Below are 17,464 nucleotides of genomic sequence, written 5' to 3' on the forward strand. Positions count from 1 at the left end.
GATTGCAAGACTACGGATTTACTCGCGCTAAAACAACCGACATGGAACCATTCTCCACTTCTAAAGTTAACATATCACTAACAAGCGTATAGCGAGTATCATGTTCTCCGTCTTCATAAAGGAGCACCAAATGATCACCTTCTGTGTAGTACACCCCTTTATGGATCGATTCGTTACCATTAGCACCACTTACTCTGAACATAAATACAAAATCCGGCTGTAAAACGAGATCAAGTTGGTTAATGTCGGTTGCTATCGCATCTTCACCAAATATCCGTTTGCTAGACCACACCCCTGCCAACGCATTTGGTAAAGCTTTAGTGAAGATAATGCCGTTTAAGTTGAGCATGTTGTGGTTCACTTGGTATTGATAAACTTGAGGTTGCGATGAGTTAAGCCCCAAAATCAAGCTGTTATCGCTGGCGTCAAATTCACCTTCCCAGTGATCCACATTATAATTTTTCTTTTGAATATCGATCTTGAAACGATAATTCGATTCCAAGGTCAGTTTAATAGAACGAAAATCATCGGAAGAAGTGTCAGGATTGGGGTTAAGTAGGTACCAATCACCAAGTAAAAAAGGGAGATCAAACTGAGTTAAGTCTTGATGAGTCTGCGTACCACTACTTTGACTTTGTGCCGCACTGGTGCTGATAAGAACAATGCAGGTAAAAATGATGCTTATCCATTTCATAACACGCTCCTCGCTTTTTTCTTAAGCTTAGAACCGGTTGTACGATAAAGCGAAATGTTTGATCTGTATCACGTTATTTATTTGGTTTAAATAAGATCAAAAAAGCGAGCACTAAGGCTCGCTTTTCATTGATACTGGTTGCTAATTTAGCATATCAACAGTGATCGCCACTGCTTCTTCTAAATAAACATCTGGAGCTTCATAATCTTTAGGCACATCTTGCAAGGTTTTATAGGGCTTCAAACCATTGGCGGCTTGTCGCATGTTAATCCGCGCCAAACGCAATTCATCTGCCTTGTCACTTTCTTGCTTACGCACAGATTCATTGAGAGAAATGGTGTTGTCATCTTTCTCCGCTTTATACTTTGCAATATCCTCGTTAATGAAGCCGAACTCCATATCATTGGCAATACGAGCTTGATGCTGCGCAGATAGCTTAGGAATCAGTTTTTCATTAGCTTGTAACTTGTCGTATTTAGCTCGCTCAATTTGATCCCAAGGAAGTGCATTAGGTTCAACGCTCTCACCGGTATCTTTTGCTTCAATCGCAGTGGGTAACGCAATATCAGGCACAACACCTTTATTCTGCGTACTGCCACCATCAATACGATAAAATTTCTGAATCGTATATTGAACGTAGCCTAATTCTTTATCAAACAAGTCGTAGATATGATTCAACGAGCGATGCTGTTGAACCGTTCCCTTACCGAATGAGTTTTCGCCAACAATGATCGCTCGTCCATAATCTTGCATTGCCGCTGCAAAAATTTCTGAGGCTGATGCGCTGTAGCGATTCACCAATACCGTCATAGGACCCTGATAACTGATTTTTCCATCCGTGTCACTATTAACGTTTACTCGTCCATAGCTATCGCGAACTTGCACAACCGGGCCGCTTTCAATAAATAAGCCGGATAATGCCGTCGCTTCCGTTAATGCACCCCCACCGTTATTACGTAAATCGACGATCACGCCATCCACTTTTTTCTGCTTCAGTTCAGTCAGCAATTTGTCCGTGTCTTGCGCTAAACCGACATAGAAGCTAGGGACTTCAAGCACGCCTATTTTCTTGCCATTTTTCTCGATGATTTTTGATTTAACCGCTCGATCTTCTAAACGAATTTTGTCTCGAACAATAGTGACAACGTGACTTTTAGCGTCTTTACCTTCCGGCAAAACTTGCAACTTCACCTTAGTGCCTTTCGGGCCTTTGATCAGTTGTACGACATCATCTAAACGCCAACCGATAACATCAACCATCTCTTTGCCATCTTGGCCCACACCAATGATACGATCGCCTTCACCCAACTGCTTGCTATTTGAGGCAGGACCACCCGCAACTAACGAACGAATGATGGTGTAGTCGTCGGTCATTTGCAGTACAGCACCAATCCCTTCCAATGAAAGATTCATTTCTGATTGGAACTGCTCGGCATTACGTGGAGATAGATAACTAGTATGCGGATCAACTTCACGCGCAAAAGCATTCATATAAAGCTGAAATACATCTTCGCTGTGGGTCTGAGACAGACGTTTGATCGCGTTATTATAACGCTTGCCTAGCGTTTCTTTAATTTCCGGCCACTCTTTACCCGTAAGCTTTAAGTTCAGTGCATCATATTTGACACGTTGCTGCCATAACTTATCGAGCTCGGTTTTATCTTTCGGCCAAGCTGCTTTTGAACGATCAAGTTCCATCGATTCATCGGCTTCAAATGTAATTTCTTTGTCGAGCAGAGAAAGCGCATATTGAAAACGCTCAAAGCGCTTTTGCATTGATAAGTTATAAACATCAAATGCAATTTGGTTATTGCCAGCCTTGAGTTGATCATCAAGTTGTGTCGACCACGTATGAAAGGAATCAATATCGCTCTGAGTAAAGATATTGCGGTTGTAGTCGAGCAGTTCGAGATAACGATTGAAGATAGCTTGTGAGAAATCGTCATTCAAGTTGAAGTGTTTGTAATGAGAACGAGTAAAACGGGAAGTCACACGCTTACTCGCCGTTTCATGCTGCATTTCTGGGGCAAGAAGAGGTAAATCTTCTTTGCTAAGAGTGGCTTCTAAGGCCTGAACGGATGACGCTGCTAGCCATAGGCCAGCAGCGATCAACGTTAATTTTGAACGGCATTTCATGCGTAGGAATTTCTCCTTTATGCGCGCAAGTGCTCCGCTTTCACAACCATTTGTAGGCCGTTGACAAGTTGAACGCGCACATCTTCCTTATTAACTTCAACAATGGTCGCAGCCATGTTTCCTTTACCCATGTTTACGTTCACTTGTTTGCCAGTGATCATTTCATCAGCATTTAAAGCGCGCGTCTCGACAGGTTTTTCAGCTTTTGGCGCTTTCGCTTGAGGACGACGAGCTTGTGCTTGAGGCTTTTTCGCTTTTGGTTGCTTCGCTTTTGCCTCTTCGCGTGCTTTTTGTCCTTGCTCTTTACGACGAGCCTGTACTCGAGCTTTACTTTCTGCCAATGCGGCTTGTGCGTGCTCTACATGTTCTTCTTCTAACTCTCCACATGGGTTGCCATCAAGGTCAACACGAGTTGCACCTAGTTTAACACCATGTAGATAACGCCATGACGACGTGTATTGTCTTAACGCAGCACGCAGCTGTGTTTTACTTACTTTTGAGTCTTCGTTTAGGCGTTCAGCAAGATCTTGAAAAATACCAATTTTCAAAGGCTTTGCTTCACCTTCTAAAGTAAAGCACTTAGGGAAACATTCAGCAATGTACGCAATAACTTCTTTGCTGTTTTTTAACTTTTCAGTGTTTTCCATGAGGATTCCTGGTTTATGCGGTCTTTCCGCGAGGCATTAAGATAAATATGTTCGGTATTATAGTGACCTAAATGCGAAAAACCACAGGCAATGACCAATTTATGCCTTGTTAGCGTGTGAATTGAGCAGCTTTTCTATCTCAATCATTAATTCTGCCATCCCTTTCTCATCAATTTCAGAAAAACGGCCAATTGTTGGGCTATCAATATCCAATACTCCCACTACTTGACCATTGATAGAAAATGGCACCACCAACTCAGAATTACTCGCAGCATCGCAAGCAATGTGACCAGCAAACTCATGGACATCATAAACACGTTGTATACGGTTAGTCGCCGCCGCTGTACCACATACACCTTTTCCTAAGGGGATGCGTACGCAAGCTGGTTTTCCTTGAAAGGGACCGAGAACCAGTTGCTCTTCTTTTATTAGGTAAAAACCCACCCAGTTAAGATCTTCAAGCTCCATGTTAAATAAGGCGCTCAAATTGGCAAGATTAGCGATTAAATCCGTTTCAGATTCAACCAGTGCCACCGCCTGCTTGGTAAGACGGTGGTATTCTTCTATGTTCATATAAACTCAACGACCTTTTGAAAACGGAAGACATCTATTTTTGAACAGCGTACAATTTCTCACACGATAAATAGGATGTATTCTCATCATAATGACTAATTCCAATGACACTATTAGCCGCTCTTGGGTAATAAAACAAGTAAAAAAACATCGACCTACACTTCTATTTGCCAATGCGATCGCGGTTATTGCAACGCTGGTTAGTGTCCCTATTCCACTATTAATGCCATTAATGGTCGACGAAGTTCTGCTGAATAAACCCGCTTCTGGTTTGGCGATGATGAATACTATTCTACCGACATCGATGCAAAACCCAACAGGCTATATTGCGCTCACGTTATTACTAGTGGTCTTGATGCGTAGCGTCAGCCAAGCGCTCAACATACTTCAAAGCCGTCAATTTACTTTGGTGTCCAAAACCATCACTTACCAAATGCGCTGCAAAATGATTGATAAATTAGGACGGATCAGTATCAGGCAGTACGAAACCAAAGGCAGTGGTGGTATTAATGCTCACTTAATCACCGACATCGAAACCATTGATCAATTCATAGGCAGCACACTCAGTAAATTTATCATCAGCCTACTGACCGTGTTAGGCACAGCAGGTGTTCTACTCTGGCTTGAGTGGCGTTTAGGGCTGTTTATTTTATTGGTCAACCCGATTGTGATTTACTTTTCACGTAAACTCGGAAGCAAAGTTAAGCATCTGAAAAAGCGAGAAAACCAAGCGTATGAACGCTTTCAAAATCGGCTAGTCGAAACATTAGATGGCATTTATCAATTGCGTGCCGCTAATAAAGAGCGAGAGTTTCTCAATGAACTTAAGCAGCAAGCCAACCAAGTCCGAGAGAATGCAGACAAATATGCATGGCAATCAGAGGCTGCAGGGCGCGTCTCATTTCTCCTATTTTTACTTGGTTTTGAGCTATTTAGAGCGGTCGCGATGCTGATGGTGGTTTTTAGCGACTTGACCATAGGGCAAATTTTCGCCGTTTTCGGTTATTTGTGGTTTATGTTAGGCCCAGTGCAAGAGCTGCTGAGTATTCAATTTTCTTGGTACAGTGCAAAGGCGGCCTTTCATCGCATTAATGATCTGCTTGCACTGGAGGAAGAGCCTCGCCCTATTTGCAAAATTAACCCATTCACGGATAACCGCCAGGTCGATGTTGAGGTTTCTCACGTTAATTTTGCCTACGATAGTGAAAAGAGTGTGCTCAACGATCTCTCGCTCACGATTCCGGCGGGTAAAAAAGTTGCGTTGGTTGGCGCAAGTGGTGGTGGGAAATCCACGTTGATCCAACTGTTAATTGGTGTGTATCAGCCCAATTCCGGGCAGATCCGTTTTAATGGTGCGACCACTGACGAGATAAGTTTTGATATTATTCGCGATAACATTGCCGTGGTATTACAACAACCTATACTATTCAACGACACCTTAAGGCATAATTTGACCCTCGGCGGTCAATATGCAGAAGAGGAATTATGGCAAGCGCTGCATATTGCACAACTGGATGATGTGACTGCGAATCTCAGTGACGGTTTAGAAACGCTAGTTGGCCGAAATGGTATTCGCTTGTCGGGCGGACAACGTCAACGTTTAGCCATCGCTCGGATGGTACTAAGCAATCCTAAATTTGTTATTTTGGATGAAGCAACATCCGCGTTAGATACGGTAACTGAAGCGGCATTGCACAATGCTCTGACTGGATTTTTGAAAGGTCGAACTACTTTAATTGTTGCGCACCGCCTTTCGGCAGTGAAACAAGCCGATATAATTTACGTGCTGGAAGATGGTCAAGTTAGCCAAATGGGTACGCATCGAGAATTAGTCGAGCAAGATGGGTTATATCAGACCCTTTATGGAAATCTCCAATCGTACGTTTAGTAATTGGGTAACAATAAATTAGGATGATTGTTTGTCTCAACATTCAGCGCTTATTCAACATCCACAATCACCTAACGACGTGAGGTTGTGTCACGGCTGTGAATTGGCCGTTGATCTCGTCGAGGTTGAGCATGGGAAAAGTGCCTATTGTCCACGCTGCGGTACCCAACTGTACCGCGGTGGGTCTCCCTCTTTATCTGGGGATTTAGCCGTCGCCATCACTTGCTTGTTACTGTTTATCCCCTCTCATTTTTTTGAATTCATCAGTATTCGCTTGGTTGGGGTGATGATCCCCGCCACCTTGCCATCCGGTGTTTTTGCGCTGGCTGAAGAGGGCTTTGGAGCGCTCGCTTTATTGGTGCTATTTTGCAGCTCTATTGCGCCACTTTTAGTGTGTGGTTCCGTAGTGACCGCTCATCTCGCCTTGCGTTATCGATGGTTTCATCTACTACGTGGCTCACTGATCATTATTCAGCGATTAAAAACGTGGGTAATGCTCGATGTTTTTTTAGTCAGCGTGGCGGTATCTTGTTTTAAACTTCAAGATTATTCCGACATTTTTATCGGTGTGGGGTTGTATGGTTTAGTCTTACTGCAACTGGCAACCGTATTGTTAGCGACTCGAGTTAGCGTAAGGCGCTATTGGCAAGCGTGGCAGCCAGAGAATCAATATGCCTTCGAGCGTAAAGAGGTGCATTGCCACCATTGCCATCTTTCACAACCCGAAAATACGCACTGCGTGCGTTGCGCGCAAAAATTATATCACCGGAAACCCAACTCGATACAACGAACCTGGGCCTATTTAATTGCAGCAAGTGTCGCTATTTTCCCCGCGAACCTGATTCCAATATCGATTTTAATTACCAACGGACAGCGATTAGAAGACACCATCTTCTCTGGTGTTGCGTCACTGATTAATAGTGGTATGGTCGGAATTGCAATCATCATTTTTGTGGCCAGTATAATCGTGCCTATTGTGAAAATATTCGGCCTGACCTATCTATTACTGGCGATTAAATTTAAGCGAACGGTTTACCACCGTCAGAGAATGAACATTTACTTCGCGATTAAATGGATCGGCAAATGGTCGGTAATGGATCTGTTTGTCATCTCAATTATGTTGACACTGGTTGATCGCGGTCAAATTCTCGACTTCACTCCCGGTTATGGAGCCGTTGCCTTTGGCTTGGTGGTTGTACTCACCATGCTCGCCACGGAAAGTATGGACCCAAGACTCATCTGGGATAATTACCCAGAAATCGCAGACCAAAACGAGCCTTCACATGAGTAAACAAATTTCAAGCCAGCCCTCATACACTCCCGATGTTAAGCGAAACAGGGGCATCTCACCTTTGTGGATACTGCCCATACTCACCATGGCGCTCGCAGGTTGGTTAGTCGTTAAAGCCATTCACGATGCTGGCGAACGAATCCAGATCTATTTTTCGGACGCACAAGGCTTAGTCGCAGGGCGAACAACAATTCGCTACCAAGGGCTCGAAGTCGGCATGGTAAGAGATATTAAACTGTCCGAAGGATTAGAAAACATCTATGTGGAAGCCGATATTTATCCAGAAGCTACTCAGTTACTCAATGACAATACCCGATTTTGGTTAGTGAAGCCAACGGCCAGTTTATCTGGCGTTTCAGGTTTAGATGCATTGGTTTCAGGAAACTATATTGCGATTCAACCGGGTAACGAAAATAGTTCAGCTGAACACGATAAAGTGTTTAGTGCTTTAGATGGTGCACCTTCTGATCTACTGCCTAATCAAGGGCTTATCATTTCTCTAAAGGCTCGCGATCTCGGAGGTATTTCTGTTGGCTCACAAATCGTCTATAAAAAAATTCCGATTGGTGAAGTGTTTAACTACAAACTCGATGACGATGCAAAGTCGGTACTCATTCAAGCCTCGATAAAAGACGAGTATCGCCACATTATTACCAATGAAAGCCGTTTTTGGAATGTCAGCGGTGTTGGTGCAAGCATTGGCTTTGAAGGTGTTGACGTCCGCTTAGAAAGTTTAAGTGCATTAATCGGTGGTTCAATTGCCGTCGATTCACCGGACGGTGGAGAGCCTGTTGAACAAAATACCCAATTTAGTCTCTATCGCGATTTAAAAACCGCAGGGCGTGGTATCCCTGTGAAAATCACCCTACCCGATCAGCATAATATTAACCAAACCGGTGCCCCCATCATTTACCGAGGAATAGAAGTCGGTCAAATCACGGAATTGCAGCTCAGTAAAAGTCACCAACAGATCATCGCCTCTGCCGCTATCCAACCGGCGTTTAGTGATATGCTCAATTCGGGAAGCCGTTTTGTGTTGGAAGAGGCCAAAGTCTCACTCTCTGGAGTTGAGAACATCGCTAATTTGATCAAAGGGAATTACTTGACACTCATTCCTGGCAAGGGCGAAAAGGCCAGAAGTTTCACTGCAATTCGCCAATTTGAATTTAATCAGTCACAAGCAAAATCGATTGCTATCAAACTTACAGCAGAAAGCTCATATGGCTTAGATGTGGGCAGCCAAATTTTGTATCGAGGCATCGCGGTAGGTTCAGTAATTGACGTAAAGTTGCAGCAAGACAGTGTTGTGCTCAATACGCTGATTGATGAAGAGTACTCATCACTCATACGCTCACAGAATCGTTTTTACATTACAGGCTCTGCCACCGCGGAGCTCACCGAATCAGGCCTTAATGTTTCGATCCCTCCTGCCAAACAACTGCTCGCCGGCTCAATCAGTTTCATCAGCGAAGGCGCTGAAAATGCGAGTAATGAATACCCGCTATATCAAAGTAAATCCTTAGCTGAGCTTGCAAAATATAATCAAAGCGGCTCACAGACACTGACTCTTTTTGCCGACGAGCTTCCTCCCATCAATCCGGGCAGCCCGCTCCTATACCGTAACCTTCAAGTAGGCAGTGTTTTTGGCTTTAAGCTCACTAAAGAAGGTGTGAAAATCGAGGTCAAAATAGAGAATCAATATCGCCATCTGATTACGAATCAAACTGTTTTTTGGAACCGTTCTGGCGTCGAAATTAATGCAACACTTGCAGGCGTAAAAGTCAAAGCCGCTCCTTTAAAAACTTTAATTCAAGGAGGCATTGCATTTGATTCGTTGCAAGGCATTGATAACAAAGATCAGAATTTGTGGAAGCTCTATGACAGCTACGATCAAGCACGTAAGGCGGGCCAAGAAATCATCTTAACGGCCGATTCATCCTTTGGCGTTACGCTAGGAACATCCATCAAATATAACAATATCACTGTGGGAGAGGTTGTTTCTGTAACACCTAATTTCAAGACAAACCAAGTTACACTCCAAGCGAGAATTGAGCCTAGCTACGCATTAGGGATTGCCAGAAATGGCTCTCACTTTTGGGTAGCGAAAACTAAGATTGGCTTCAATGGTGTTGAAAATCTGCAAAACTTACTCAGTTCCAGCATTGAGGTCCAACCTGGGTTTGGCGATGTGCAGTATCAATTTGAACTAGAAAAACAGCCACAACAAGCACTCGGTATTGAATTCACCTTACAAAGTGAAACACGAGGATCAGTGACTGAAGATAGCCCGGTTCTCTACCGTGAAATGGAAGTGGGCAAAGTAACCCATGTTGCTCTAGGAGACTTTGCAGACCGCGTCATGTTTACCATTGAAATCCAAAAAGAGTTCGCTTATCTGGTTCGCAGCAATAGCGTATTTTGGAACACTTCTGGCGTCGATGTATCCATCGGTTTATCTGGTGCAAATATAAAAGCAGGCACGTTAGACAGCATCATGAAAGGCGGAATTACATTTGCCACTCCAGAGCAAAAACAGCTACAGCCTATCGCTAAACAAGGCCAAGCATTTTACTTATATCCTGAAGCCAAACCAGAATGGCGCCAATGGCGAACAGCCATACCAAAACCTTAAAGGGTTAACCTTGATTCTTATAAAATGCAGCTGATCGGCTGCATTTTTTATTATTTTGATCTCATCACGATTCTTATATAATCCGGCCTCAACTCCCAGACGAGATACTGCTTTGCACGCCAATATAACCCTACCTGAACCTTTTCTTGCGACAATTGAAGCGATACTGCCCACACATCTAACGATGAGTGATTTTATTGCAGCTTGCCAGCGTCCTTTGCGTAAAAGTATCCGAGTCAACACGCTAAAAATCTCTGTTGATAGCTTTTGTCAACGCGCCGTAGAAAAAGGATGGGCTTTATCACCAGTGCCTTGGTGTAACACGGGTTTTTGGATTGAAGCCGATGAGTCTGTCGTACCTTTGGGTAACACAGCCGAACATATGGCAGGGCTTTTTTACATTCAAGAAGCCAGTTCTATGATGCCGGTGTCCGCTCTTTTCACTGGCGATGAATCGTTCAATTCAGTACTCGACATGGCGGCGGCTCCGGGTTCAAAAACAACGCAAATTGCGGCGTGTATGGAAAATGAAGGCGTATTAGTCGCCAACGAATTTTCAGCCAGCCGTGTTAAAGTGCTGCATGCTAATATCGAACGCTGCGGTGTACGTAACAGTGCACTGAGCAATTTTGATGGTCGAGTCTTTGGCGGTTGGTTACCGGAACAATTTGATGCGGTGTTAATAGATGCGCCATGCTCAGGAGAAGGTACCATCCGTAAAGATCCTGATGCGATGAAAAACTGGAGCAAAGAATCTGTATTGTCGATTTCCACAACACAAAAAGATTTGATTGAAAGTGCGTTTCAAGCTTTAAAGCCCGGCGGTGTGATGGTCTACTCAACCTGTACATTGAGTACAGAAGAGAACCAACAAGTGTGCTTGCATCTAAAAGAAAAATATCCACAATCAGTTGAATTTGTTTCCCTTAGCTCATTGTTTGAGGATGCAAAAGCAGCTATTACAGACGAAGGGTTTTTGCATGTATTCCCTCAAACTTATGATTGTGAAGGTTTTTTTGTTGCGAAAATCCGTAAACTTAGCTCTGTACCCCACCCTGAAGTCAACAAACGCTTAGGTCAATTTCCTTTTGCGAAAGCCAACCTTAAACTCACACAAGAGATCACGGATCAACTCATGAAAACGTTTGAAGTTGCGATCCCCGATGATACCAGTGTCTGGCTACGTGATAATGATGTATGGTTATTTCCAAACGCACTGGAACCTATGCTCGGCAAATTCCGCTTCTCTCGCATGGGGATAAAAATCGCTGAAACACATAAAAAAGGTTATCGCTGGCAACATCAAGTCGCTACATCATTAGCGACTGGTAACGAATCAAACTGCATCACACTATCGATTGAAGAAGCGCGAGATTGGTACATGGGCAGAGATGTCAGACCAGCACTACAAACTGGCACTGGCGAAGTGCTGGTTAAACTCGGTAACGATGTGATTGGCCTAGGGAAATGGGTAGGAAACCGCATAAAAAATGGTTTACCAAGAGAACTCGTTAAAGATAAAAATTTGTTTTAACATGCCCCAAAATAGGACAAAAATCTAGAAAACACGCGCACTTCTAGCGATAACAACTATACTTACAGGGAAGCATAAGTACGACTATTTTAATGATTAGCGTAGGCTCAAATGAGCCATTCCCCTAGGCCCAAAAACGGAAAAGTTTCGGGCCTTTTTTTATCGTCAAGGAAAATAGATTGCAACAGGAGGTGAACGCCTCAGCTATACAAGATGAATTCCATCTTCCCCAATGGTAATTTTTCCCTGCTTGTACAAACCACCAATGCTCTTCTTAAAGGTTCCCTTACTGGTACGGAACATCGAAAAAATAGCTTCTGGTGTCGATTTATCACTTAATGGAAGAAAACCACCCTTTTTCTCAAGTAACTCTATGATCTTAGTGCTTAGCTCATCCATTTTTGCTACGCCAATTTTTTGCAGAGCTAGGTCAATTTTTCCATCTTCACGGATATTTTTGATGTAGCCTTTTAAGGTCTTACCAATAAACAACTTACCAAACACATCTGATGGGAAAATCATCCCCCAGTGCTCGCCATTGATGATGGCCTTGTATCCGAGTTCTGAGTGTTCTGCAATTAATAGATCAACTTGCTGATTCTGCGTATAGTTTGCAGGGGTTTTGTCCAGCCACTTGTTGAATTTAGTTGTGCCTACGATGCGGCCGGAAGCCTTATCAGTGTAGACATACACTAAAATCATTTGTCCTTCTTTAAAACGAGCACGCTGTTCGCTGTAAGGCACCAATAAATCTTTACCCTTCAGACCCCAATCAACAAAAACACCAGTGCTATTCACACCCTGAACTTTCATCAATCCCCACTCGCCTACTTTTGCAATCGGTTTTTCAGTCGTCGCGGCAAGTTGATTGTCTGAATCGAAATACAAAAATACGTCTATTTTCTGCCCCAATCCAACCCCATCTGGGGTAAATCGTTTAGGCAGTAAAGTGGTTCCAAAATCTTCAGCATCCAAAAATACGCCGAAATCAGCAATCTTTACGACTTCTAAACTGTTTATTTGACCAACGTTAATCATTTACTATGTCTCACCTCAATTTTGCAGAGATTATACGTGATCTCTGTTATCCTTTCCTGCATTCAAGGGAAAAATAAGCATTTTTTCAGGAGCTTTCTTTGGTTAATGTCGATAAGCAAGATACCATCACGCTTAAAATTTCACATGCCATGTCTCAGAGCAAAGAACTTGATCTAGACATTTACCTATTCATTCCCGGTGATTTAGGTCTAACACCCGAAATACTTCCTGAATCTGACTTTTACTATAGCTTCATCCACCAAGAGCGTGCGTATTACAGTGATAAAACGTTACTGCCCTTAGTGCACAGCCGACTTGCACAACGAGGCCATCTCTCTTCTACTCAGTATCGAGTCAGTTTGAGTTTATTTGCTTATCAGTATGTTATCGCTCTAGATAAAGCTGTAGTACAACTCAATACGACGAGTGACACCGTCACATCAGATGAAGTTGATAGTGTCATTGAACTCTCTTTAGATATTTTGAAAAGATTGCGCCGCAGCATTCCTTATGAAGAGAGCTTAAAACGCTATTACGCCAATATTGATAACTATTTATCTTGGTATACTGAGCAAAAGTTTCTTTCCCTAGTCGCACACATGAACCGCGATGGTGAATATAAAACCATCAAAGAGCGTCTAATTACACTGGTTGAAAAAGAACAGGCACATCGTAAACTTAACAATTACAACTCAGCAAAGGCAGGGGAAGACATCACTCGGCTGAGTAACAAGATGCGCCTACTACGCCGTTTAATCGAGCATCCCATTGTGCTTAATGAACACGTCACTTCTTTAGGTAATAACATGAAGCGTGCCGTAAAAGGCATCGCGACTGGGCTTGTAATGCTGTTTGTCACCGTCATCGCCATTACAGCTCGCGACTATTGGGGGGAAATCACCGCCTCTTTTATCATCGCTATGTCGTTTGTTTATGCATTACGCGAGATCTTTAAAGATGACTTACGCGATATGCTGTGGCGCTGGATCCGTAAAGGAAAACCTAAATGGAAGCGTCGTTACATAGACCCAACGACCGGAAAATCTGTGGGTTACAAAATTGAATGGCTTGATTATACCAACCTGAGTAAATTACCAGACAGAATCAAAACAATTCGAAAGAAACGCATTGTTCAAAGGGAGGAACAGGTACTTCACTATCGCTCAGAAACGGCCATGTCAACCTCACGCTTCATGAGTGGCTATGAGGAAACACGCGAAACTTTACACATTGACCTACGCCCGATTACCCGTTTGATGGACAAAGGCTCTAATCGCATTTATCAGTTAAGTGGTGGTCAAGTGAGTCGAGAAACCGTAGAAAAACGGCACTTGCTCAACTTGATTATCAAAGAAGATAACCATAAAGAAGAGCCCCGCTACTACCGTTGGAAAATTGTTTTAAATAGAAATAAGATTGTCGACATTGAACCGATAGAATTAAGCGAGTAGTCTCTAATTCGGCCTTATTTACCAATACGCTTTAACGATAAAGTAAGATGAAACTCCGCCATAGGCTCGTCACCATGCAGCGAAGGACAGGTTGCAATGATCTTTACTGTCTGATTGACTCGCTCTCCGGTCGCGATAGTTTCATCAAGCATACTGTCTATTAGCTGGCCATCATGGCAATGAAAATGGACATCCGCCTCCGGCCTTTTTAAAAACTCCGCACTAACCGCTTTAAACGCCAACGATACTTTGGAGCCACGCTGTTGTGCTTTATGCATTGCCATAAAACCGCCCGCTACGTCTGCACCAACGGCTAACACACCAAAATACATACTATTTAAATGATTTTTATTGCGACGTTTCAGTGGAATTCGAATTTCTACAGAGCGTTCGTTTAGCACTAAAATCTTTGGCCTGCAGGACCAAATCACTGGTACTTTTAAAAAACCAAACAGATTTAAGTAAAGATTCGCTTTTGTTAATGGGGAGAGCATGAGGCTTGACCTTTTCAATATGGTTATCGGACCAGTTCAAGGTATACGCTGTAAAATGTCAATAAGTTGTTACAAAAAGTTAGGGTTGAGCGCAGCTATTCTGCGCCCAAATCAGATCATTACATTTTTACCACAACATCAGCCTGAACACTTTCAGCTAAGTGCTCCTGCAGCTTTGGATAACTTGCGAGTGCTTGGGTGACGACCAAAATCGGCTTATTCGCATGACGTGCCGCTTTTGATGCTAAATCGAGCAGCGTGATGACCGCCTCACTCTCTGGATTAAACAAATGGGAAAGTTCGGGATTCTCTTTATCAATGCCTAATGTGTATTGTGTTAAGTTATCGATGTTGATGACCACACCATCAAAATAGTGCATCAAACGCTCTGCCAATAATGCCGCTGATGGAACATCGCAAGAATAAAGCACTTTCAAACCATCTAAACTCCGAGGTAAAGACTGCTCTGCCAGTCGGTCAATGATCGTAGCCGCATCACTTAATGTTCGAACAAATGGCACCACAATTTCGATGTTCAATCCTTGCTTGCGCAATGCCTTGATCACAGCGCATTCATAACTAAACGCTTTCGCATACTGGATGGAAGAAAAACGCGATACGCCACGCACTCCCATCGCTGGGTTAATTTCATCCGTTTCAACACTTCCACCGATCAACGCTTTATAAGTGTAACTATCTGCATCACTCAAACAGACACGAATCGTAGTGTGATTTTTTTGAACCGCTGCCACGACTCTATCAACAATGGTTGACGTAAAGTGCTCCGCCACCGCTTTGTCATCAAGAATGGATTGCAAAGAGCCTTGCTCAAGTTCAGTTAGATTCGCAAAATGTTGCTCAATCGAAGGATGATAAAACAACGAATCTAAAATAATGTCGGACAGCGATACATACAAATGCTGGGCATTTCCACTTGATTCAATTGCCGCTGGAAGGGCATCACCTAAGATCAACTGAGGGTGGATCGTATCATGTTGTGCCAAACTCATTCATTACTCCCTACATTTTTAATTATCTTGCTCAGGAAAATACCCATAGCCGAGTATTAATTCAAGTAAAAGTAAATATTTATGATAAATTTATGAATAAAATTTCACCTTACAGATGATAAGCAATAAGTTTTCCGTTTTGGAGTTTATTCCTATTGCCAATTCCGTTATCTTTACCGCTTCGCAATAAGAGTACAGGCTTTACCATGCCATTAAAAACAGATGAATTAAGAACTCAAGCCTTGGGCCCAATGCCGACTCCGGCAGAGCTTGGAAATGCGCATCCGATCACAGACGACGTAGCAGAGCGCATCGCAAACTCACGCCGTCAAATTGAAAATATTCTGACTGGTCACGATGATCGCTTGTTAGTCATTGTCGGTCCGTGTTCAGTACACGACACTGAAGCAGCAATGGATTACGCTCAACGTTTGAGTGCGATCCAAGACCAATATAAAAATGAACTGTTTATCGTCATGCGTACCTATTTCGAGAAACCACGCACCGTTGTGGGCTGGAAAGGTTTGATTACGGATCCCAATCTGGATGGTTCATATGCACTGGAAACAGGGCTCAATAAAGCACGGAAATTATTATTAGATATCAACAAGCTAGGCCTTGCTACTGCGACTGAATTTTTAGACATGATTACCGGGCAATACATCGCAGATCTCATCACGTGGGGAGCTATTGGTGCGCGTACTACGGAATCTCAGATACACCGAGAAATGGCGTCTGCACTGTCGTGTCCTGTCGGTTTTAAAAATGGCACGAATGGCAACATCAAAATTGCTATTGATGCCATTCGAGCGGCCCAAGCATCGCATTATTTTTACTCACCGGATAAAAATGGCCGTATGACCGTTTATCGTACCAGTGGTAACCCCTTTGGCCATGTTATTTTACGCGGTGGTGATACAGGGACAAACTATGACGCTGACTCCGTATCTGCAGCCTGCGAGCAACTGATCGAATTCGGCTTAGCCCCGCGCCTCATCGTAGATTTTAGCCACGCGAATTGCCAAAAGCAGCATAGAAAACAGATAGATGTAACGGCCGACATCTGCACACAAATACGTACAGGTAAGGATTTCGTTGCTGGTATTATGGCTGAAAGCTTCATTATCGAAGGTAACCAGCCAATGCATGACTTAAAGAACCTCACCTATGGTCAATCGATTACCGATCCATGCTTAGGATGGGATGACACAGCAACTATGCTGGATATGCTGGCACAAGCGATCACTGACCGCCGTAACTTAAAGTAAATACTAAGCAATAGATAAGGAAACACCATGCCTTCTTTTGATATCGTTTCAGAAGTCGATACTGTTGAACTTCGTAATGCTGTCGATAATGCAAACCGAGAGCTTTCTACTCGTTTTGATTTTCGTAATGTAGAAGCTGGATTTGAACTCAAAGATGAAGTTGTAAAACTGTCTGCAGAAGATGATTTTCAATTGGGTCAAATGATGGATATTTTACGTGGCAACCTCGCGAAACGAGGTGTTGATGCCAAAGCGATGGAAGCGAAAGATTCCGTACATTCCGGCAAGCGCTGGTTTAAAGATGTCCAATTTAAACAAGGACTGGACTCGTTAACCTCCAAGAAAGTGGTAAAAGCCATTAAGGATGCCAAGCTCAAAGTCCAAGCATCCATTCAAGGTGAAAAAGTAAGAGTAACGGGTAAAAAAAGAGATGATTTACAGTCAGTGATCGCTCTCATGCGTGAATCGGATATGGGCCAGCCATTCCAGTATGACAATTTTCGAGACTAACAACACCACGAATAAAATATCAAAGCCACCTCATTAGACTGTCTCTTGATCACAAGTCTGGTGAATCAAGAGACTTAGCCAGTTCATACCCTTCAAGGATGGTTTGTAACCTAAACCATCCTTGCCATAATGTCTTTATAGAAGCACGACCCGTTCGCTTTGTATTCTTCCAACCCCCTAATCGAGCAATACCTCTGTAAGCCCATGATATGTCCGGAGCTTCCTTCGGTAGCCCTTTTCTTTCTAGCTTTAGCCACATTAGCTTCCATGCTTTGCCTTTTAATATCGGCTCACAACT

General features: G+C 43.2%; 15 protein-coding genes. 7 read left to right on the forward strand and 8 right to left on the reverse strand.

Annotated features, from left to right (window positions below; all coding sequences use genetic code 11):
* Positions 1-10: 10 nt before the first annotated feature.
* From AACT18_RS09755 to AACT18_RS09770, 4 genes are all read right to left on the reverse strand, one after another.
* Positions 11-694 carry a hypothetical protein gene (locus AACT18_RS09755; RefSeq protein ID WP_094143213.1) on the reverse strand — a complete coding sequence of 228 codons (684 nt, stop codon included), beginning with the start codon at positions 692-694 and terminating at the stop codon, positions 11-13.
* Between the two features lie 141 nt (positions 695-835).
* The gene (gene prc / locus AACT18_RS09760; protein WP_094124913.1) at positions 836-2,830 is read right to left on the reverse strand and encodes a carboxy terminal-processing peptidase; all 1,995 of its coding nucleotides are present in this window, start codon (positions 2,828-2,830) and stop codon (positions 836-838) included.
* Positions 2,831-2,847: 17 nt separating this feature from the next.
* Positions 2,848-3,477 (reverse strand): RNA chaperone ProQ, encoded by a 630-nt coding sequence (gene proQ / locus AACT18_RS09765; RefSeq protein WP_017044692.1) that lies wholly within the window; start codon positions 3,475-3,477, stop codon positions 2,848-2,850.
* A 99-nt stretch (positions 3,478-3,576) separates the two neighbouring features.
* On the reverse strand, positions 3,577-4,050 hold the full coding sequence (locus tag AACT18_RS09770) for a GAF domain-containing protein (RefSeq protein ID WP_094124914.1): 474 nt from the start codon (positions 4,048-4,050) through the stop codon (positions 3,577-3,579).
* 91 nt (positions 4,051-4,141) lie between these two features.
* Here AACT18_RS09770 and AACT18_RS09775 point away from each other — a divergent pair, with 91 nt between their 5' ends.
* The 4 genes from AACT18_RS09775 to rsmF all read left to right on the forward strand — a co-directional run bounded on the left by AACT18_RS09775 (position 4,142) and on the right by rsmF (position 11,395).
* Positions 4,142-5,938: an ABC transporter ATP-binding protein gene (locus AACT18_RS09775; protein WP_094124915.1), complete on the forward strand. Its 1,797-nt coding sequence runs from the start codon at positions 4,142-4,144 to the stop codon at positions 5,936-5,938.
* A gap of 31 nt (positions 5,939-5,969) precedes the next feature.
* Entirely contained in the window at positions 5,970-7,229 is a 1,260-nt protein-coding gene (locus tag AACT18_RS09780; RefSeq protein ID WP_094124916.1) for a paraquat-inducible protein A, read from the forward strand.
* Positions 7,222-9,861, forward strand: coding sequence for an MlaD family protein (locus AACT18_RS09785; RefSeq protein WP_094124917.1), 2,640 nt, complete (start codon positions 7,222-7,224; stop codon positions 9,859-9,861). Before AACT18_RS09780 ends, AACT18_RS09785 begins: the two co-directional genes overlap by 8 nt.
* A 112-nt stretch (positions 9,862-9,973) precedes the next feature.
* On the forward strand, positions 9,974-11,395 hold the full coding sequence (gene rsmF, locus AACT18_RS09790; RefSeq protein WP_217897994.1) for a 16S rRNA (cytosine(1407)-C(5))-methyltransferase RsmF: 1,422 nt from the start codon (positions 9,974-9,976) through the stop codon (positions 11,393-11,395).
* 204 nt (positions 11,396-11,599) lie between these two features.
* Here rsmF and AACT18_RS09795 read toward each other — a convergent pair whose 3' ends face one another.
* Complete coding sequence (locus AACT18_RS09795; protein ID WP_094124919.1) at positions 11,600-12,433, reverse strand: CvfB family protein; 834 nt, start codon at positions 12,431-12,433, stop codon at positions 11,600-11,602.
* Between the two features lie 98 nt (positions 12,434-12,531).
* On the opposite strand from AACT18_RS09795, the gene AACT18_RS09800 reads away from it, so the two are divergent.
* Entirely contained in the window at positions 12,532-13,884 is a 1,353-nt protein-coding gene (locus AACT18_RS09800; RefSeq protein WP_017044687.1) for a hypothetical protein, read from the forward strand.
* 14 nt (positions 13,885-13,898) lie between these two features.
* On the opposite strand, the gene AACT18_RS09805 is transcribed toward AACT18_RS09800, so the two are convergent.
* Together AACT18_RS09805 and AACT18_RS09810 are read right to left on the reverse strand one after the other, a co-directional pair.
* On the reverse strand, positions 13,899-14,378 hold the full coding sequence (locus tag AACT18_RS09805; RefSeq protein ID WP_094143133.1) for a PaaI family thioesterase: 480 nt from the start codon (positions 14,376-14,378) through the stop codon (positions 13,899-13,901).
* A 119-nt stretch (positions 14,379-14,497) separates the two neighbouring features.
* Complete coding sequence (locus AACT18_RS09810) at positions 14,498-15,388, reverse strand: putative PEP-binding protein (RefSeq protein WP_094143135.1); 891 nt, start codon at positions 15,386-15,388, stop codon at positions 14,498-14,500.
* A gap of 206 nt (positions 15,389-15,594) precedes the next feature.
* On the opposite strand from AACT18_RS09810, the gene AACT18_RS09815 reads away from it, so the two are divergent.
* Both AACT18_RS09815 and AACT18_RS09820 read left to right on the forward strand, forming a co-directional pair.
* Positions 15,595-16,656, forward strand: a complete 1,062-nt coding sequence (locus AACT18_RS09815) for a 3-deoxy-7-phosphoheptulonate synthase (protein ID WP_026028005.1) — start codon at positions 15,595-15,597, stop codon at positions 16,654-16,656.
* A 27-nt stretch (positions 16,657-16,683) separates the two neighbouring features.
* Positions 16,684-17,166: a YajQ family cyclic di-GMP-binding protein gene (locus AACT18_RS09820; RefSeq protein WP_094131840.1), complete on the forward strand. Its 483-nt coding sequence runs from the start codon at positions 16,684-16,686 to the stop codon at positions 17,164-17,166.
* 49 nt (positions 17,167-17,215) lie between these two features.
* Here the strand turns inward: AACT18_RS09820 and AACT18_RS09825 are convergent.
* Positions 17,216-17,464: IS4 family transposase (locus AACT18_RS09825; protein WP_303396196.1), on the reverse strand; the 249-nt coding region annotated here is incomplete at its 5' end.

The organism is Vibrio sp. V04_P4A5T148, from assembly GCF_963875605.1.
Classification (GTDB): domain Bacteria; phylum Pseudomonadota; class Gammaproteobacteria; order Enterobacterales; family Vibrionaceae; genus Vibrio; species Vibrio anguillarum.